Origin of the sequence: Streptococcus sp. (genome assembly GCF_041802885.1) — a bacterium.
Taxonomy (GTDB): Bacteria; Bacillota; Bacilli; order Lactobacillales; family Streptococcaceae; genus Streptococcus.
In genome coordinates this window covers 1-19,166 of sequence record NZ_JBHCHN010000019.1, presented here as the reverse complement: position 1 = coordinate 19,166, position 19,166 = coordinate 1, and the positions used below count along the sequence as shown (strand labels likewise).

The 19,166-nt window shown below is 46.2% G+C and carries 22 protein-coding genes; all 22 read right to left on the bottom strand.

The window, feature by feature from the left end; all coding sequences use genetic code 11:
• Window positions 1-92: 92 nt before the first annotated feature.
• Window positions 93-1,139: a dTDP-glucose 4,6-dehydratase gene (gene rfbB / locus ACEYCN_RS02460; RefSeq protein WP_373712719.1), complete on the bottom strand. Its 1,047-nt coding sequence runs from the start codon at window positions 1,137-1,139 to the stop codon at window positions 93-95.
• Window positions 1,140-1,330: 191 nt separating this feature from the next.
• The gene (locus ACEYCN_RS02455) at window positions 1,331-1,816 is read right to left on the bottom strand and encodes a phosphoribosylanthranilate isomerase (protein WP_373712718.1); all 486 of its coding nucleotides are present in this window, start codon (window positions 1,814-1,816) and stop codon (window positions 1,331-1,333) included.
• Window positions 1,816-2,409, bottom strand: coding sequence for a dTDP-4-dehydrorhamnose 3,5-epimerase family protein (locus ACEYCN_RS02450; RefSeq protein WP_373712717.1), 594 nt, complete (start codon window positions 2,407-2,409; stop codon window positions 1,816-1,818). The genes ACEYCN_RS02455 and ACEYCN_RS02450 overlap by 1 nt, the downstream gene beginning before the upstream one ends.
• Entirely contained in the window at window positions 2,409-3,278 is an 870-nt protein-coding gene (rfbA, locus tag ACEYCN_RS02445; protein ID WP_373712716.1) for a glucose-1-phosphate thymidylyltransferase RfbA, read from the bottom strand. Before rfbA ends, ACEYCN_RS02450 begins: the two co-directional genes overlap by 1 nt.
• 303 nt (window positions 3,279-3,581) lie before the next feature.
• Window positions 3,582-4,406: a ZIP family metal transporter gene (locus tag ACEYCN_RS02440; protein ID WP_373712715.1), complete on the bottom strand. Its 825-nt coding sequence runs from the start codon at window positions 4,404-4,406 to the stop codon at window positions 3,582-3,584.
• Between the two features lie 39 nt (window positions 4,407-4,445).
• Window positions 4,446-5,240, bottom strand: coding sequence for a Nif3-like dinuclear metal center hexameric protein (locus ACEYCN_RS02435; protein ID WP_373712714.1), 795 nt, complete (start codon window positions 5,238-5,240; stop codon window positions 4,446-4,448).
• Complete coding sequence (locus ACEYCN_RS02430; protein WP_373712713.1) at window positions 5,230-5,913, bottom strand: tRNA (adenine(22)-N(1))-methyltransferase TrmK; 684 nt, start codon at window positions 5,911-5,913, stop codon at window positions 5,230-5,232. The genes ACEYCN_RS02435 and ACEYCN_RS02430 overlap by 11 nt, the downstream gene beginning before the upstream one ends.
• Before the next feature lies 1 nt (window position 5,914).
• Window positions 5,915-6,589 (bottom strand): DnaD domain-containing protein, encoded by a 675-nt coding sequence (locus ACEYCN_RS02425; RefSeq protein WP_373712712.1) that lies wholly within the window; start codon window positions 6,587-6,589, stop codon window positions 5,915-5,917.
• Window positions 6,590-6,597: 8 nt separating this feature from the next.
• Window positions 6,598-7,539: a homoserine O-succinyltransferase gene (gene metA / locus ACEYCN_RS02420; RefSeq protein WP_373712711.1), complete on the bottom strand. Its 942-nt coding sequence runs from the start codon at window positions 7,537-7,539 to the stop codon at window positions 6,598-6,600.
• 123 nt (window positions 7,540-7,662) lie between these two features.
• Window positions 7,663-8,181: an adenine phosphoribosyltransferase gene (locus ACEYCN_RS02415; RefSeq protein ID WP_373712710.1), complete on the bottom strand. Its 519-nt coding sequence runs from the start codon at window positions 8,179-8,181 to the stop codon at window positions 7,663-7,665.
• Between the two features lie 70 nt (window positions 8,182-8,251).
• Complete coding sequence (locus ACEYCN_RS02410) at window positions 8,252-8,902, bottom strand: hypothetical protein (protein ID WP_373712709.1); 651 nt, start codon at window positions 8,900-8,902, stop codon at window positions 8,252-8,254.
• Window positions 8,895-10,193 (bottom strand): DUF3114 domain-containing protein, encoded by a 1,299-nt coding sequence (locus ACEYCN_RS02405; protein ID WP_373712708.1) that lies wholly within the window; start codon window positions 10,191-10,193, stop codon window positions 8,895-8,897. Before ACEYCN_RS02405 ends, ACEYCN_RS02410 begins: the two co-directional genes overlap by 8 nt.
• Window positions 10,194-10,212: 19 nt before the next feature.
• Entirely contained in the window at window positions 10,213-12,411 is a 2,199-nt protein-coding gene (gene recJ / locus ACEYCN_RS02400) for a single-stranded-DNA-specific exonuclease RecJ (RefSeq protein WP_373712707.1), read from the bottom strand.
• A gap of 80 nt (window positions 12,412-12,491) precedes the next feature.
• On the bottom strand, window positions 12,492-14,039 hold the full coding sequence (gene cls / locus ACEYCN_RS02395) for a cardiolipin synthase (RefSeq protein WP_373712706.1): 1,548 nt from the start codon (window positions 14,037-14,039) through the stop codon (window positions 12,492-12,494).
• 100 nt (window positions 14,040-14,139) lie between these two features.
• Window positions 14,140-14,454 carry a phosphoribosyl-ATP diphosphatase gene (gene hisE / locus ACEYCN_RS02390; protein WP_373712705.1) on the bottom strand — a complete coding sequence of 105 codons (315 nt, stop codon included), beginning with the start codon at window positions 14,452-14,454 and terminating at the stop codon, window positions 14,140-14,142.
• Window positions 14,455-14,470: 16 nt separating this feature from the next.
• Window positions 14,471-14,800, bottom strand: coding sequence for a phosphoribosyl-AMP cyclohydrolase (gene hisI, locus ACEYCN_RS02385; RefSeq protein ID WP_373712704.1), 330 nt, complete (start codon window positions 14,798-14,800; stop codon window positions 14,471-14,473).
• Window positions 14,797-15,555, bottom strand: a complete 759-nt coding sequence (hisF, locus tag ACEYCN_RS02380; protein WP_373712703.1) for an imidazole glycerol phosphate synthase subunit HisF — start codon at window positions 15,553-15,555, stop codon at window positions 14,797-14,799. The genes hisI and hisF overlap by 4 nt, the downstream gene beginning before the upstream one ends.
• A 3-nt stretch (window positions 15,556-15,558) precedes the next feature.
• Window positions 15,559-16,278 (bottom strand): 1-(5-phosphoribosyl)-5-[(5-phosphoribosylamino)methylideneamino]imidazole-4-carboxamide isomerase, encoded by a 720-nt coding sequence (gene hisA, locus ACEYCN_RS02375; RefSeq protein ID WP_373712702.1) that lies wholly within the window; start codon window positions 16,276-16,278, stop codon window positions 15,559-15,561.
• A 54-nt stretch (window positions 16,279-16,332) separates the two neighbouring features.
• Window positions 16,333-16,938, bottom strand: coding sequence for an imidazole glycerol phosphate synthase subunit HisH (gene hisH / locus ACEYCN_RS02370; protein ID WP_373712701.1), 606 nt, complete (start codon window positions 16,936-16,938; stop codon window positions 16,333-16,335).
• 1 nt (window position 16,939) lies between these two features.
• The gene (gene hisB, locus ACEYCN_RS02365) at window positions 16,940-17,524 is read right to left on the bottom strand and encodes an imidazoleglycerol-phosphate dehydratase HisB (protein ID WP_018030091.1); all 585 of its coding nucleotides are present in this window, start codon (window positions 17,522-17,524) and stop codon (window positions 16,940-16,942) included.
• 55 nt (window positions 17,525-17,579) lie between these two features.
• Complete coding sequence (serB, locus tag ACEYCN_RS02360) at window positions 17,580-18,224, bottom strand: phosphoserine phosphatase SerB (protein ID WP_373712700.1); 645 nt, start codon at window positions 18,222-18,224, stop codon at window positions 17,580-17,582.
• On the bottom strand, window positions 18,211-19,166 hold a 956-nt coding region (gene hisD, locus ACEYCN_RS02355), incomplete at its 5' end, for a histidinol dehydrogenase (protein WP_373712699.1). The genes hisD and serB, both read right to left, overlap by 14 nt.

Here is a 19,166-nt window from a genome sequence, read left to right as displayed (position 1 = left end):
TCTTCCTCTTTCACCCCAAATTCCATACAATTCAGCCATCTTTTGCCCGTATCATAAAAACTGCACCTCAGCTCTGAGATGCCGTTTCATGATTATTTGATAACTTCTTGTGTCTTAGCGTAATTAGCTTCGACAGCTGCTTTTTCAGCCTTCCACCAGTCCTGGTTTTCGGTGTACCAGTTGATGGTCTCCTGCAAACCTTGCTCGAAATCGGTAAATTGTGGTACCCAGCCTAATTCTTCACGAAGTTTAGTTGAATCAATAGCATAACGTAGATCGTGACCTGCACGGTCTGTCACATGGTCGTAAGCATCTTTGGGTTGACCCATTTTTTCAAGGATGAGTTCAAGGACTTCCTTGTTGTTCTTCTCGCCGTCAGCACCGATGAGGTAAGTTTCACCCATACGGCCCTTGGTCAAGATCGCCCAAACACCAGTTGAGTGGTCATTGGTATGGATCCAGTCACGGACGTTCTTACCTTCACCGTAGAGTTTCGGCTTGATGCCTGACAGGATATTGGTGATTTGGCGTGGGATAAATTTCTCGATGTGTTGGTAAGGACCGTAGTTGTTTGAACAGTTTGAAATGGTTGCTTTGACACCAAAGGAACGAACCCAAGCCTTAACAATCAAGTCTGAGGCAGCCTTGGTGGATGAGTAAGGTGATGACGGGTTGTAGTTGGTTTCCGCAGTGAATTTCTCACCCGGGCCTTCACCATGACCTGGCAAATCTTCACGCAAAGGAAGGTCACCGTATACTTCGTCCGTTGATACATGGTGGAAACGGATGTCATATTTACGAGCCGCTTCCAGCAAGGTGTAAGTACCGATAAAGTTGGTATGGATGAAGGGGCTTGGATCGTTGAGGGAGTTGTCATTGTGGCTTTCTGCCGCGTAGTGAACGATGACATCTGCCTTGGAAGCCAATTTGTCTACCAATTCAGCATCTGCAATATCACCCACAACCAGCTCGACACGATCACCAAGAATGGCTTCCAAGTTGGCCTTATTACCTGCGTAGGTAAGTTTGTCCAAGACTGTTACATGAACATCTGGATGGTTGTTATAAACATAGTGTACGAAGTTTGAACCGATGAAACCAGCGCCACCAGTTACGATAATATTTTTAAATTCTGACATTTTTTTCTCCGAAAAATTTCTTTCTTTTTTTGTGTGTCGTCTTAGGTAGTAGGCCGAAGGTGTTTCATTACTAACCTATAAGCCTAGGGGCCTCATGGGTTTCCCCGCTCCTTAACAAAGCCAAGGAGCTTCTCACTACGGCGATGACACACAGAAGAGGCTCGCTCTGCTCGCCCTCTTTGATTGCCAGACTACTTCAACATTTCTTTCAAGTAATCAATCTTAGCAAAATCTTTTTGGTTATTATTGTCTGCTCGATAAGAATCTTTGGAGGAGGCTTGATAGATTTTCAAGTACTGCTCGAGTGTCGGCAAATAATAGTGAACACCCTGAGTCTCCAATTCTTCCAAATCCTCTAGCTCCACACCCGCAAAGTCAGGGAGTGAATGAAGGCCGCCAAATTCAACAGACAGGCCATCCTTTTGGAATTCATGCTCATGGCGGTCGACCAGGACATAACCCAGTTGATTCATCATAGCAATCAACTCATCCGCACGGTAAATCCGCTCTTCATCAGGTGCTTCCCATCCTCTGGGATCACTGGGCACATGAATATCAAGGTCCCTTGCCTGCCAATCTCTTCCTGTTCGCCTTTCCAGGCCGACAGAGCCCATTAACAAAGGAGTGATTTCTAGCTTGTTTAACTGCTCTGCGATTTCCAAAAAAGCTTGAAACATTAGAGGTCCTCTTTCCTCAAAGGTTTGACATCCTTCAAGAGTGGGTGGTTTTTATCCGCTTCTGAGACTTCTGCCTCTTCTAGGTTTTCCCATTTGATGTCGAGACTTGGGTCAGCGTAGTTGACAAAGGCATATTTTGGCTTGAGCTCCAAAGCCCAGTAGTCGTTGACCAAGTAGCTGTATGACACGAAGTCTGACAGGACTTGGAAACCGTTGGCTACGCCACGCGGAACAAAGATTCCCTTGCTAGCATCAATAACAGTTTGGTAGGTATTACCAAAACTTTCACCCTCACGCAGGTCAACCCAGGTCCCCAAGACCTTACCTCCATCGGCTACTGAGATGTACTTATCCCAAGGTTCTGCATGAAGGCCGCGAAGAACATGTTTACGAGAGAAAGATACGTTATTTTGTAATTTTCCTTCTGCAAAGAAGCTCTCTGGGAAGCCAAGCGGAAGCATTTTCTCCTTTTGGAAATTTTCCTTAAACCAGCCACGGTTATCGCCACGAACTGGAATGTCAAATTCTAGCATTCCAGGAATGGCTTCAATCTCACGAGCAGCTAATTCTTTATCAAAAAATTGTTCCGTCATTAGGCTTCTCCAATCAAACGGAGCAGGTATTGTCCGTATTCATTTTTCTTTAAAGGTTGTGCCAGCTCATACACCTGTTCCTTACTGATATAGCCCATGCGGTAGGCAATTTCTTCTAGGTTTGCGACTTGAACGTTCTGTAAGCGTTGAACGGTCTCGATGTACTGAGCCGCTTCCAGCAAACTCTCGTGCGTTCCTGTATCCAGCCAAGCAAAACCACGACCCATGAGTTCTACAGACAAATCCCCACGCTCTAAGTAAGCCTTATTGACATCTGTAATTTCCAATTCTCCACGAGGAGAAGGCTTGATATTTTTGGCAATCTCTACTACGTCATTGTCATAGAAATAAAGACCTGTAACAGCAAAGTCTGACTTAGGTACTTCTGGTTTTTCTTCGATGGAGATAGCATTCATATTCTCATCAAACTCAACCACACCAAAGCGTTCTGGGTCCTTGACTTGATATCCGAAAACAGTCGCCCCTTTTTCTTTGGCTGAGGCCCGTTGCAACATCTTGGTCAGGCCATTTCCATGAAAAATATTGTCTCCAAGAACAAGGGCCACATTGTCATCACCGATAAAGTCTTCACCGATAATGAAGGCTTGTGCCAGGCCGTCTGGACTTGGTTGTTCAGCATAAGAAAGGGAAATGCCAAGTTCATCCCCATCTCCCAACATGTCCTTAAAACGGGGTAGATCTTGAGGAGTAGAAATAATCAAAATCTCTTTGATACCAGCTAGCATCAAAATGGACAGCGGATAGTAAATCATCGGCTTGTCATAGATGGGCATGAGTTGTTTTGAAGCAGCGCGTGTCAGTGGGTACAGACGAGTACCTGAACCACCTGCTAAAATAATACCTTTCATAAATGATACCTTCCATTATTATAATCACTCCATTATACCATACTTTGAAATGACTGTCATCTTGCAATCTAGATGCTTCTATACAAAAAAAGAGGATCAGTTCCTCTTTTTTTAGGGTTTTATTGCATCACAAATACCTTGGTGCAAATGCAAAATCGATTCCTGGCCTGGAAGTCTTGGCAGTCCTAAGGAATCCTCTCTAGTAAAAGCTTCATGTAAGCCACTTGTCCATGAGGTGGCTGGAACTTGATCAGGAGAAATCTTGGAAAAACCAACAGTCAGGGTTTAGCTTGTAGTACTGTCTTAACCCAGGGCCACATCTAGGATCATCATAATGACAAAGCCCATCATGAGGCCTAGAGTTGCACGGTCTGTATTGCCATTTGTCTGCGATTCTGGAATCAGCTCTTCGACTACAACGAACATCATGGCACCCGCTGCAAAAGAGAGGGCATAGGGTAGAATCGGGGTCATATAGATAACCGCCACCGCTCCAATAACAGCTGCTATTGGCTCTACAATCGCAGACATAGCTCCCCAGAAAAAGGCCTGTTGGCGGGTTTTGCCATCCGTCCGAATCGGAATGGAGAGGGCAGACCCTTCAGGGATGTTTTGCAAGCCGATCCCCAAGGCCAGACCCAGGGCACCAACATAGGCAGCCTGACTGAAATTATTGGCTAAAGCACCGAATGTAACCCCTACGGCCAAACCTTCTGGAATATTGTGGATGGTAATGGCCAAAAAAAGCAGGGCTGTTTTGGAAAGTTTCTTGCGTTCTTCCTTGCTACCGCCTTCTGCCTTGGCGATATCATGACCAAGATGCAGATGCGGAATAATGGCATCGATAAAGCGCAAAAAATAGCCACCCAGCAAAAATCCAACCGCCGCTGGCACCCAAGACCAGGAACCGTAGATTGGTTCTGCATAGGAGATGGATGGCGCCAAAAGCGACCAGAAGGAAGCTGCAATCATGACTCCAGCCGCAAAACCTTGCATGGTATCTAGTAATTTTCGACTGACATGTTTAAAAAAGAAGACAATGCCTGAACCAATGATGGTACAGGTCCAGGTAAAGAGCCCCGCTAGAAAAGCCTGCAAGACTACGGATTGCTCCGCAAACCAAGACATACTTCTTCCTCACTTTCTCATTTTTTTGAAAATCCAGTATTACAGGTGCCTAAAGGGATTGGTGGACACGGTTGAGGCCAGAATTTCCACATCCCACTTGTTTTCGTCTTTCCATTCCTGCAATTTTTCTGCTATTTTTTTGACAAAAAGCACTTCAATATGATGGCCAGGGTCAATGCCCAACAGTCCATGGGTCAACATTTCTTGCCCTGTATGGTAGTAAATATCACCTGTAATATAGACATCCGCTCCTTTTGCAAGCGCATCCTTGTAAAAATCATCACCAGAACCGCCACAGATAGCCACGCGACGAACATACTGCTGGGCCTGGTGGGCATAGGTCACCAGGCGGACTGCATCGAGATCAAAAACCGTCTTGACCTTCAAGGCCAATTCCTCCAGCGTTTGCTCAGCCACTTCTCCAACTCGGCCTAAGCCTCGGCCCGGGGCAGTTTCATGGAGAATCTCAGTCTTTTCAATATCTAAGAGCTGACAAAACCAATCATTGAGCCCACCTTCTACAATATCAATATCGGTATGGCTAACATAGACTGCGATGTCATGTTTGACCAGATTGAGGTAAATCTGGGTCTGCAAATCATCAGCAACCAAGTTTTTTAGGGGCCGAAAAATTGGGGCATGTTTGACAATAATCAAATCCACCTGCTTGTCAATGGCTTCTGCTACCGTTGTTTCACGAATATCCAAGGCCACCAGGACCCGCTTAATTTCCTTGTTGAGGGTGCCGATTTGGAGACCAGACACATCCCCTTCCATAGCTAATTCTGGCGGACAAAAGGCCTGATAGCGTTCGATGAGTTGATTAGCTAACATCTAAAACCTCCTTGATAGCTGAAATTTTATCTTGGAGAAGTCGAATATCCTCCTGATGCTGGGCAGGAATTTTTTCCAAGGATTGGGTCAATTTACCCAATTCGGTCTGCCATTTGGCTAGAAAATCCGTAGATTTTTCCTGCAAGAGATAGGGGCCAAATCGCTGCTCTAACGGAGTCAGCTCCATTGTCCCAGCTTCAACCACCAAAATCTCATAGAATTTTTGATTTTCTGTGACCATTTCTTCTGCCACAATCTGAAAACCATGCGCTTCTAACCAGATGCGGAGTTCATCCTCCCGATTATTGGGCTGTAAAATGAGGCGCTTGACCTTCTCCAGCTTATCACGGTCTGATTCTAGGATATCCGCAATTAAACGGCCGCCCATCCCCGCAATGGTGATGGTATCAATCCGGTCCGAACTTTCGATGGCAGCCAGACCATTGGCTAGACGAACCTGAATCAGTTCCTCCTTGCCTGCTTGTACCACGTTGGTCAATGCTGATTGATAGGGGCCCTGAACGACCTCCCCAGCCACAGCATAATCAATGATGCCATTTTCTACTAAAAAAAGAGGGAGATACGCATGGTCACTCCCCACATCTGCCAGGCGGCTGCCCTTTTGAACATAGCTCGCCACAGCTCCTAAGCGTTTTGATAATCTTGTTTCCATCTTAATCTTTCCAGAGATTCATTGCATCCATAAAATCTTGGGATAGCTGAACTGATTTCTGTTGCTGGGATTCCCGCTCTGCATTTTTGGCTTCGACCTGGTTAGGACTTGTAATTCCCTCACGGCGCCAGTTCCGCAAAATGGCCTGGATATAGCGCCAGTTGGTCTTGTTACTAAAGACAGCTTCACGCAGGGCCATCCGAACCAGCTCAATGGAGGTCTTGTCCTCCTGTATGGTTTTTTGCAGGTCTTCAATTTCAAAGGGGGACAGGAGTCTGCCCAACTCTCGCTCAAATTCGCCTATCAGGACCTTGAAATCATTGGGTTCTGAAAAAGGCTTTTCTGCAGGCGTTGGCTGTAAGAGTTGATCTAGTTTTTCCAGGGCTGGCCAGGCATCACAAATCATTTCGATTTCACCTGCTAACTCAATGGTTTTGAACTGGAGCAAGCCTGCTTCCTGCAGACTTTCAATGGAACGATTGACTTCAGCCGTGCTTTTGCCAATGGCTTGAGAAATCTGACTGGAGGCTATTTCGTCCAGCTTGCTGGTATTTTGGAAAAAGAAAAATTGCCAGACCAAAAAATCATCTGCCGATGGAAATAAGTCCTTGAAATGAAACAGCAAAGCACTTGGTAGAACCAAGTTGCCAGACTGATATTGTTGTGAAAGTTTCATAGTTCCTCTTATAAACTCGCAGATAGGGATGACAGCTCCACCATGTTCCAATCATAGGGGGTTCCTTGATAGACTGCATAATTGACCCAGTTGTTAAAAAATTGGGCAGCAGGAAGGTTCCAGGTCAGGGGAGGCTGTAAGCTCGGATCATCATTTTTGAAGTAATGTTCTGGGAGATGGGGCTTGAGTCCAGCTTCCACATCCCGGTGATATTCTTTTGCCAGGGTATCACGGTCATACTCCAAATGGCCAAAGCTGTATACTTCTCTCAAGTCCTTGCTGGCCAAGATGGAGAGTCCCACCTTTTGGCCACTAGCCAAAATTTCTAGTTGGGGAACGGTGGCCAGTTCTTCCTCCAGTACTTCGGTGTAACGAGAATGGGGGGCAGAAAAGACATCATCGAAACCGCGCATAAGGGGGCTGTCCGTTTTTACCACTTCCTGTTGGTATACGCCAGATAATTTGGCTGGCATACTGTGCTTGCTGATGCCGTAGCGGGCATAGAGACCTGCTTGGGCTCCCCAGCAAATATGAAGGGTGGAATAGACATGTTCCTTAGACCAGTCCAAAACAGTTGCCAATTCCTGCCAATAATCCACTTCTTCAAAGGGAAGGTTCTCAACAGGGGCACCTGTAATAATCAAACCATCGAAAAACTTGTCCTTGACTTGGTCAAAGGTTTTATAGAACTGTTCCATATGTCCCTCATGGGTGGTCTTGGAACGATGACTAGCCATATATAAAAATTCAACTTCCAGCTGCAAGGGGGTATTGGCCAAGAGCCGCAAAAGCTGGGTTTCAGTCACAATTTTCTGGGGCATGAGATTGAGAATGAGGATATTCAAGGGACGGATGTCCTGGTGCTGGGCCCGGCTGTCGTCCATCACGAAGATGTTCTCAGTTCGCAAGATATCTACTGCTGGTAAGGATTTTTCAATTTTTATCGGCATAGACTAATTCCCCTTTATCTCAATTTATAGTTTCATTATACAGCAGGCCACCAGTCATTTCAATGAGGTAGAAACTAGGACAAGTTATAATCTGAAACTATACCCAAACACACGATGCAGTGCTTAGCCTGGGAAATTCATCAAGACTTTCAAGTCATAATCACCAATAGCTTCACGGCCACCCAGTCCATCCAATTCAATGAGGAAGGCACATCCTGCTACCACTCCGCCCAAGCGCTCAATCATTTCGATAGTGGCCTTTACGGTACCACCTGTTGCCAACAAATCATCGACAATCAGGACGCGTTGGCCAGGTTTGATAGCATCTGCATGCATGGTCAAGGTGTCTAGACCGTATTCTTTTTCGTAGTCCGCTGAAATGACTTCACGTGGCAATTTGCCTGGCTTACGAACTGGTGCAAAACCAATCCCTAGCTCAAAAGCGACTGGACAACCGACGATAAAACCACGCGCTTCTGGACCAACAATCATATCAATCTCTTTGTTGGTAGCGTACTGCACAATTTCACGAATGGCATAACTATATGCATTGCCATCGGCCATCAAAGGGGAAATGTCACGGAAGGTGATACCTTCTTGTGGGTAGTTTTCAATGGACGCGATGTAGTTTTCTAAGTTCATTTTATTCTCACTTTTAAATTTTTGATGTACTCTTCATTATACCACGAAATTGGTATTTGGCAAAATCTGTCTATCCATCCTTTTTAGCCTGATAGTCGCTCAAAAATTGCTCAATAGTGTCAGGCAATTTCTCATTAGTTTCATAAACAGGAAAACTGTCTAGTTGCCCTATTTTCTCGAAAGTATTTGAGGAATTGGGGATGTAGAGGCTCTGGTTGAATTGGTAGCCTTTTTCTGTTTTGACGAGTTGAGGTTCTGTCACATAACCTGTCTCCACATAGTCAATCTCTTCCAGCGAGGAATAATGTCTATCCTTGACATCTTGAACTCGGTCAAAGGTCAATAGTACTCCTCTCGTTTCCTTGATGTAGATGGCATCTCCCTTACGGCTATAATCACCCTCTACTACTATGAGATAGGGGACAATCGACTCATCTTCCATCTCCCAACGGTAGTCCTCTAACTCTTCTTGATTCTCATAATCAGCAAAATCTTTGAGATAGAAAAAGTGTTTGTCATCCACAAATCGAAAAACTCGATCATCTATCCGATAAGACTGACCAGCTTCAAGTTGCTGGGCTCGATTTCCAGCTATATCCTGAATGCTTCGATAGACCAATTGATATAATGCTTCTGGAAAAAAGTAGCCATAGGCAGTGATTGCACCAATAGCAAGCAAAGGGAGGATGACTATACATAAAATGATTTTCTTCTTACGCATTTGCCCTCTCCTGAATATCTTTTTTCAAACTTTCAATTTCTAGCCTGATTCGTTCAAAGGAACTCTTACCTCTCATTGAAAAAATACCTTTACTGTTGAAATAAGAATGAATCCAATCGTCAAACTGGGAGGATTGGAAGGAAAGCCGTCGATTGTTGGGAGCTTGAAAAGCAAAGACCTCTGTCGTAATCACCTGCTTGCGATAGGCTGGGTCATGTGGCCCAACAGGTTGAACATCTAGGGTTCGGTGCCGTTTATTGTTTTTATTGGCATAGTTGAAGGAAGCACCGTTGACCAAGCCATTTTCATCAACACCTTCTGAATCCAATTCGTTGGCAAAACGACCATTGCTAGCTAGGATAAATTCTGTATGAAAACCCATAACTATCTTAATATTGACCACAGGCTCAAAATCTGGATAGAGCATGACAATAGACCCCGATTGTCCTGGAAGGCTGGCCGCCTTGTTGTGGAGGCGCGAGGATTCTTCCAAATCATAATCAACAAAATAGCGGTAATTGTCCAAGCCAAACTCATCTTTTGCTTCTTCCTTATTGTATTTGCTGGCAAGATAGGCTACCAATGCATCCCGGTCTGTCTGACCTTTTTTACGATAATGGTCTCTGACCCATTGGGCCTGTTGGGCAGAAATCAGATAGCGAAATTGATGAATACGCTTGGCCAAATCATCTTTTTGAGATAATTGCTTCTTAGGAAAAGCCTTCTGTACGACCCGCGCAAAGCTAGCCCAGAAATAAGCATCTGGCTCCAAATCCTGATCAAAGTTAGCAATCAACTTGGCAGTTTCTTCATGCTGACCAGACAATTCTTGGGGAAAATGGGTCAGCTTGAGGCTATATGCCAAGAGTTTTCTAGCTCCTGTGCGGTCCAAGGAATCTGTTTCCAGATTCCAAAGATCTTGGAAGACAGGGCTCCCAAATACTTGGCAGGATTGAAAACGTTGCTCCAAGTATGTAAAAAGCTTATTAGCATCTTTCTGTGGTTCCAAAAAGATAAGATAACCACCTGCAATACTCCTATCAGACCAGCCGCTTGTTTTTAGGGCTGTCGTCTGTTCTTGCAGGGTTTTCTCCAGTTTCAGCAAGTCCGGCTGGGATAATTTCTCTTGGTAGTCCTTACAAACAGCTGCAATCTGCTTGTCTAGACTGAGAATTTTTACTTCGTAGAATTTATCAGTCTCCAGACCAATAGAAGTCTGAAACCAATAAAAGTAGATTCCTACTAGTGAAATGAGCAAGGTTAGGATGAATAAGATTCTTCTCTTTTTCATCAGTCACTCCTTTAATAACTTATTTTTTTAGCCAATCATAGATTTCTTGTGGGGTGCCCAAGGCCATCAACTCTTGAAATTGGACTGTTTTTTTCAATTCTTGGTAAATCTGACTTTCGGCAATCTCACGTTTTTGAGCTTCTTTGTTGACGGTCATGACACCGTCGGTAATAGTTACAAAACCCAATTCTTGAAAAATCTGAACCATTTTCACTAGCAAGATGTACGGAATTTTGAGATAATCCGCCAAATCCTTGAGCTTATAGCGAACATCAAATTCAGGAAATTGGTAGATGGCCTTATAAAAGTTGGCAAACTGCTCACGACTGCCATAGCCCGTCAGATAGTATGCCTGCTTGATATGATTTTTGAAATATATTGCCTCAAAATCTTGATGAGCAAATAGCTCCTGCAATTCTTGAGGACTCTCAGGGATGTCTAGCAGAACTACACTGTTACTCTTGACTTCTGAAGTCAAGACAGGTACTGCTTCTGGTAGCGAATGGTTCTTGCCTCGAATATCGAAGAGCTGCACACCTTGCACACGGGCATCCACCAACATCAATTGGATTGTCGTATTGCCATTCCACTGGTTGACAGAAAGTTGAACAGCCAATTCCAGATTTTTTACCTGACTAAATTCCTGGGCCAATCTTCCTTGACCAAAGGCCACAACATCCACACTGACAGCATCCTTTATAATCCGTAGTTTGAGATGGGGATTGTCCTGACCCATGGTGCGGGTGGATTCTACCTGAAAATTTCTAAGATAAAAGGTTGGTTTGGTGAAATCCATGCCAAAAGGAGCCAATTTTTCTAAGGATTTTACTGTCTCCAAGGTCAAATCAGACAGATTTAATTCCTCATCGAGGATCAATTTGGGTTTTTGGGTCAAATCCAGTTGGTTTTCTTGGATAAAGGTTGTAAGAACCTCAGACAAGGCTTCCAAATTCTCAACCTTCAGAGTCACCCCTGCCGCTCCGCTGTGGCCACCGAAGGCCTCAAAGAGTTCGCGATGGTCATTGAGCGCTTGAAAAATATCAACTGCCTCCACTGATCTAGCTGATCCCTTGGCCAAGCCATCCTGAATCGATAAAACAATAACGGGTTGTTGCAATTCTTCCAAAAGGCGGCCAGCTACAATGCCCAAGACCCCTGGATTCCAACATTCAGCTGCCAAAACTTGGACAGGTTTATCTGGCTGAATTCTACTTTTTGCTTCTTTGTAAATAGTCTGAACGATATCCTTACGCTCAGCATTCTTTTCATCAATCATGACAGCAATTGCAGCCACTTCTTCCTCATCAAAGCCGGTCAAAAGCTCGATAGCGGGGTTAGGATCATCTAATCTTCCTAGGGCGTTGAGGCGGGGCGCAAGTTGGAATCCGACCGTTTCTTCATTGACTTGGCTCGCTTCAACAGCAGCTAATTTCATCAATTCCTGCAGACCCATCCGCTCACTCTGTTTGAGCAAGGAAAGACCATATTGAACCATGATGCGGTTTTCATCGGTCAGGGAGACCATATCCGCAATGGTCCCAATAGCAACCAGATCCAGCAATTCTGGCTGAACCCGTTCTAAGAGGGCAGTAGCCAGCTTAAAGGCAACCCCACATCCAGCCAAATGCTTGAAAGGATAGTTGCCTGACGGGTGCTCTGGGTGAATGATGGCAAAGGCATTGGGCAACTGGTCAGGCAGAGAATGGTGGTCTGTGACAATCACATCAACCCCCATTTCCCGAGCATAAGAGATAGCTTCATGACCTGCTACCCCATTGTCCACTGTGACAATCAAGGATATTGCCTGCTGCTCAATGAAATACTTGTACACAGATTTATTAGGCCCATAGCCATCAGTAAAACGATTGGGCAGATAAACCTGACATTCTGCTCCCAGCTCCTCCAAGGTTTCTTTCAAGATAGAGGCAGAGGTCATGCCGTCAGCATCATAGTCTCCGTAAATTAAAATCTGCTCATAGTTCTCAATAGCCCTGCGAATCCGCTCCACAGCCTTCTTCATATCATGTAGCAAATAAGGATCATGCAGGTGGTCCAAAGAGGGATTTAAAAAGGCGCTCAGAGCCGCTGGCGTCTGAATCCCCCTCTCGTATAATATCTCCGCTGCTAAACTATCCAAACCTTCTTTTTTAGCAGCCTTTGTAAATGTTTGATCTGAAAAACCAGGCAACAATTCCCAGCTATATTTTGATGAAATCACAGCTTCACTCCTTTAAAACGTCACCTTCCATTATATCATGAAAGCAAGAAAAAGACAGGCAAAGAACCTGTCTTCATAATCTATAGGAGAGGTGCAATCATGGCAATCACTGCACCAGCAGCCCGTTTGTACCAAGGATAGTATTTCCTAAATCCTGCCAGGGTAATGCGTTGGGACTGAGCAAAGGATTGTTCAAAGTCTCTGGAAATATCAGCCATGACCTGTCTGTGATTGTAGACATAGAGTCCGCATTCGAAGTTGAGATAGAAACTTCTGAAATCTAAATTGACTGTCCCCACTGAGGCCTTCTTATCATCGACCAGAACCACCTTGGAATGCACAAAGCCAGGTAAAAATTCGTAAATCTCAATGCCCGCTCTCAGGTAGATTTCAAAATCTGTCCGAGCTACCAAGTAGGGCATTTGCTTGTCGTAAATATGGGGTAGGAGAATACGAACTTTAACGCCACGTTTAGCTGCATAGATGAGCGACTCCTGCATTTCGTCGTCCAAGACCAGGTAAGGGGTCATGATATTTATCGATTCTTGAGCTGACTGGAACATATCAAGATAGACACGCTTAGCTACCGCGTCATTATCAAATGGACTTTCACCGTAAGGTAAGAAATAGGAATCTGATTCGACCACTTCGCTTTCACGGTGGTAATGTTCTTCCAGATAGGTTAAATCCCTATTTTCAGCTTTTTCATCAAAGTTCCACATCTGCAGGAACATGAGGGTAAAGTTAGCAACAGCTTCACCTGTAACCTTGATATTGGCATCTTTCCAGTAGCCAAAACGCACGATACGATTGATGTACTCGTCAGCCAGATTGGCTCCGCCTGTGTAGGCGATGCGGCCATCAATGACCGTAATCTTGCGGTGGTCGCGATTATTTTGAACAGTGGACAGGGCTGGGATAATCTGGGAGAAAACCTTGGCCTTGATGCCCATTTTCTGCAACTGCTTGTAGTAACTATAAGGCAGGGTATTGAGGGAATTCATGCCATCATACATGAAACGAACTTCCACACCCTGGGCAGCCTTTTCCTTCAAAATTTCCAAGATGGAGTCCCACATATAGCCAAAATCGACAATGTAGTATTCCATGAAGATATACTTTTCAGCCTGGCGTAAGTCATGCAAGAGGTCTTCAAACCAGGCTTCTCCAGATGGATAATACTTGGCATCGCTGTTGACATGAAGGGCGTAGCCCACATGCTCACTCATGTAATGGGCCAGCTTAAGTTGCTCCTTGTCCTTCTCGCCCAAACCACTCATAACCTTATAGGAAGTGTGACCATACTCTTTCAATATCTGGGCCTGCCTATGGAAATTTTTGCGGTAGCGTCTGGTTTCAATGTTGGACTGAAGGATAAAATAGAAAAGGGCTCCGAAGATGGGTATTCCCATGACAAAGAGAATCCAGGTCAGCTTGAAACTGGCATTCATGGGGCGGTTGACGATGGAGATAGCAACAATGATTGAAAACAACTGTAAAAATACTAAAAAGGCTGGGAAGTAAGTTGTTACCGAAGTTACGACCCAAAGAATGGTCACAATGGTCACCAACATTAAGAGCAGGACAATAAAGGCCCGGCTATATATCAGTCTCCAAATCTTTTTCACAAAAACCTCCCACTTGATTTGTGTATTTTGCCTATTATACCAAAATTCAGTCTGCTTGACCAAAAAAAGCCAAGAAAGCGAAAAAAGCACCTAGTGGCGCTTAATAATCTGCAATTTCAGGCCGATCCTGAACCTTGCTCTGCTTGCCTTGACGGGCCTGAAGCACTGCTTCCACCTCATCCAGGCTGACCCCTGTTTCCACCAGCATAACGGCTAAGTGGTAGAGGAGGTCTGCTGTTTCATTGGCGATTTCTGCCTGGTCCGCATTCTTGGCTCCGATGACCACTTCTGTGGCCTCTTCACCAACCTTTTTCAAAATCTTATCCAAGCCTTTGTCAAATAGGTAGTTGGTATACGAACCTTCCTTGGGATTTTCCTTACGGTTCAAGGCTTCTTTGTATAAGGTTTCTAGCATAGTTTCTCCTTTTTGCCTATTCTTCACTGTAAATTTCCTCAAAAAAACAAGAGTATGCCCCTGTATGACAGGCCGCTCCCACTTGTTCAACTGAGATGAGCAGGGTGTCACAATCACAGTCAGTCTTGATGGACTTGACGTACTGATAGTGGCCGCTGGTGGCTCCCTTGTGCCAGAGTTCCTTTCGGGACCTGCTCCAGTAATGCATGGTCTTTGTTTCCAGGGTCAGCTGAAAACTTTCCTCATTCATATAAGCCAGCATGAGGACCTGACCTGTTTCATGATCGGTCACGATGACGGGAATCAGACCTCCCTGCTTGTCAAAATCTAGTTGGATAGCTGTCATAGACGCACCTCGATTCCGGCTTCTTTCATGGCCTGCTTGGTATCAGCGATGGAAACCTCCCCAAAGTGGAAAATGGAGGCTGCAAGAGCACCAGTCGCTGGGGTTTCTTGGAAGACCTCGACCATGTGCTCCTTATTGCCAGCACCGCCAGAGGCGATAATGGGTACATCCACCACGCTAGCGACAGCATTGAGCATGTCCAAATCAAAGCCTGACTTGGTTCCGTCCTTGTCCATGGAGGTCAGAAGAATTTCCCCCGCCCCCAAATCGACAGCTTCCCTAGCCCATTCGATCAAGTCCTTGCCCGTGTCTTTTCGACCGCCTGCCACATAGACATGCCAGCTGCCATCGGCTTCTCTGCGACCATCAATGGCTACAACCACGCACTGGCTGCCAAATTTTTCCGCACAGTCTTTGATGAGCTGGGGATTGGTCACGGCAGATGAGTTGACCGCTACCTTGTCCGCCCCAGCCTTGAGCATCTTGTTCATGTCCTCCACCGAGCGAATACCGCCGCCGACTGTAAAGGGAATGAAGACCTGGTCTGCCACATGGCGAACCATCTCCACCGTGGTATCCCGCTCCTCATGTGTTGCGGTAATATCTAGGAAGACCAACTCATCACATCCTGCCTCGTAGTAGGCACGGGCTGCATCCACAGGGTCACCAACATCGGTCAGATTGACAAAATTGACCCCCTTGACCACCCAACCATCCTTGACATCCAGGCAGGGAATAATCCTTTTTTTCAACATGGCCTAGCCTCCAAACCTTTTCAGTTCATCCAAACTGATATTGCCATTGTAGTAGGCCTTTCCGACGATGGTACCAGCCACTCCAATCTCCGCCAACTTGGTCAGGTCAGATAGTTGGGCAATGCCACCAGATGCGATGACCTTGGCCGTGGTCAGCTCAGACACCAGCTGCTCATAATGGTCAAAGTTTGGACCGATCAGGGTGCCATCCCGGTCCACATCGGTGTAGACAAAGAGCTGAACCCCCATTTTTTCCATTTCCTTGGCCAGGCTGATGAAGTCCACATTGCTGGTTTCCAACCAGCCTTCTGTCGCCACATAGCCATCTTTGGCATCAATGCCAACCACAATCTTTTCGGCCCCGAAGCGGTCAATGGCTTCTTGGACAAAAGATGGATTTTTCACAGCCATGGAGCCGATGATGACCCGGTCAATGCCGACATTGAGGTAGTCTTGAATCTGCTCCAGGGTCCGAATACCGCCTCCGACCTCAACGCCCAGACCAGTCGCCACCTTGAGGGCCGCAATCAGATCCCGATTGGTGGCCTTACCATCCAATGCTCCATCCAAATCCACCACATGAATAAATGCAATCCCAGCATCCGCAAAAATACGGGCCTGTCCCAGAACATCTGGATTGACCACCGTCTGCTGGTTAAAGTCCCCTTTGAAGAGACGGACAGCCTGCCCATCCCGAATGTCAATTGCAGGAAGTATGTTCATTTCCTTACTCCTTTTCAAAAATCTTCTCTACACTACTCAGTCGGAGCCCGTCACCTACTGACACAAGGCCACAAATTTTCCCAGAATGCCTAGGCCGACATCCCCCGATTTTTCTGGGTGGAACTGGGCACCAAAGACCTTATCCTTATGAATCATGGCAGGGATTTTCAGGCCATAATCAGCTGTTACATCTATGTATTCTTTTGGCACATCCGTAAAATAGGAATGGACAAAATAAACATCCTGCCCCGAGAGACCAGCCGTCAGAGCGGTTTCCTGCTCAAGCTGCAAACTATTCCAGCCCATATGGGGAACTGGCCTGTTCTTGCTGGCAGGAATGGCCCTGCAGACACCAGGAATAAAGCCAAGACCCTGAGTTTCCTCATGCTCCAAGCCCTTTTCAGTCAAAATCTGCATGCCTAGACAAATCCCCAAAAGCGGCGTACCTTTGGCAACAGCCTCCTTGATGACAGAGACCAAGCCTCTTTTTTCCAGCTCGGCCATGGCAGCAGGGTAGGCCCCTACGCCTGGCAAAATCAAGCCAGTGGCCGACAAGACTTTTTCAGGGTCCGCAGACAGCTCTGCCCTCACTCCGATTTTTTCCAAGGCCCGTAACACATTAGCTGTATTTCCAGCATCGTAATCAATGACAATCAGCATATTAGAGCATTCCTTTGGTCGAGTTGACACCCTTGATGTCAGGGTTGATGGTAATGGCTTCGCGCAGAGCTCGGCCAGTCGCCTTGAAGAGACTTTCTGCCTTATGATGACTGTTCTTGCCATGGAGAATCTTAAGATGGAGATTCATTTGGAGATTGAAGGCTAAGGCCTGGAAAAATTCCTCCACCAATTCGGTGTCGAAAGCCCCCAGTTTTGGATTGTCAAAGCTGGCATCAAAAACGAGATAGGAGCGACCTGAGAGGTCCAAACTAGCCATGCCCAGAGTCTCATCCATGGGCACAAAGCTGGTTCCATAGCGGTTGATACCAGCCTTGTCACCTAGAGCTTCCTTGATGGCCTGTCCCAAAACAATGCCCACATCTTCTACGGTGTGATGGCTGTCCACATGGAGATCGCCATCCACCTTGACCACCAAAGAAAGGCGGCTGTGTCGGGCAAAGAGGGTCAGCATGTGGTCAAAAAAGCCGACACCCGTATCAATTTCCACAGGCTCCTGGGCATCCAGGTTGATGCTCAGCTTAATCTTGGTTTCAAAGGTATTGCGTTCAATGCTTGCTGTTCTCATAGTATTTCCTTTTCTTTTTTACTGGTGTCACTGGCATGGCCTATTAGCGTCCACTCTATTGAAGTCCATCCAATATCTCAATCACTTGATACAAATCTGGTTCATTGATTTGGTAGGGAGCTTCCTCTCGGACCACTGGTTTGGCACAAAAGGCAATGCCGATGCCAGCCTTGTGAATCATCGGCAGGTCATTGGCCCCATCTCCCATGGCAATGGTTTGCTCTAGGGTCAAGCCATTTTCCTCCGCCCATTGACAGAGTTTTTCCACTTTGACATCCTTGGTCACGATGTCGCCATAGGTTTTTCCAGTCAAAAATCCATCGACTACTTCCAGGTGATTGGCCTTGACATAATCAATGCCGATTTGCTTAGCTAAGCGGTCTACCGTTTCATGAAAACCACCTGAAACCAAGCCCACCTTGTAGCCACGGGCATGGAGTTCATCCACCAATTCCTTGGCCCCCTTGTTGAAATGAATGCGGGCAAAAACCTTATCGAAAATGGACTCGGGCAGGCCCTTAAGGGTAGCCACCCGCTCCTCCAAGGCCTCTTTAAAGTCCAATTCGCCCCGCATGGCCCGATCGGTGATGGTAGCAACCTGCTCGCCGACACCCGCTTCTTCTCCCAATAAATCAATCACTTCTTCTTGAACCAGGGTGGAATCCACATCCATGACCAAGAGTCCCTTAACGTTTGTCATTTCTCACCTCAATCGCCTTGGCATGGGCCTGCAGACCTTCTGCATAAGCCAGGCTAGTAATATCTTTTTCCGCTGCATGAATGGCAGCCTTGCTATACTGCGTATACTGGATACGTTTGATAAAATCATGGACCCCCAGGGCCGAAGAAAAGCGGCTGGTGGCTGTGGTTGGCAGGACATGGTTGGTCCCCGCATAGTAGTCCCCGATAGGCTCGCTGGTATAATGACCTAGGAAGATGGAACCGGCATTTTCAACCTTATCCAAGTAGTCATAGGCATTTTCCATGGCAATTTCCAAGTGCTCCGGTGCCACCAAATTCATGAGTTCAAACATGCTGTCCACATCCTGGGTCAGGATAATGCGGCCGTTATCCTCAATAGAAGCCCTAGCAATCGCTTCTCGAGGCAGACTTTGCAGCTGCTTTTCAATCTCTGCTTCCACCGCATCTGCTAGTTGCTCCGAATTGGTGACCAAAATGGCCCGAGCCAGAACATCATGCTCGGCCTGGGAAAGAAGGTCGGCCGCGACATAGGCCGGAGTGGCCGTTTCATCCGCAATGATGCCAATCTCAGAAGGTCCTGCAATCATATCGATGCCTACAAGTCCAAAGACCTGTTTTTTGGCTGTCGCAACATAGATATTGCCAGGCCCTGTAATCTTGTCCACCTTGGGAATGGTTTCCGTTCCGTAGGCCAGGGCAGCCACGCCCTGAGCACCACCGACTTGGTAAATCTTATCAACGCCTGCCAATCTGGCTGCGACCAAAATAGCTGGCACAAATTTCTTCTGCGGGGGCGTAATCATGATGATTTCCTTAACACCCGCAATCTTAGCAGGAATCACATTCATCAAGACCGATGATGGATAGGCTGCCGTTCCGCCTGGGACATAGACCCCAACCCGCTCGATGGGCCGAATGAGCTGCCCACGAATGACACCTT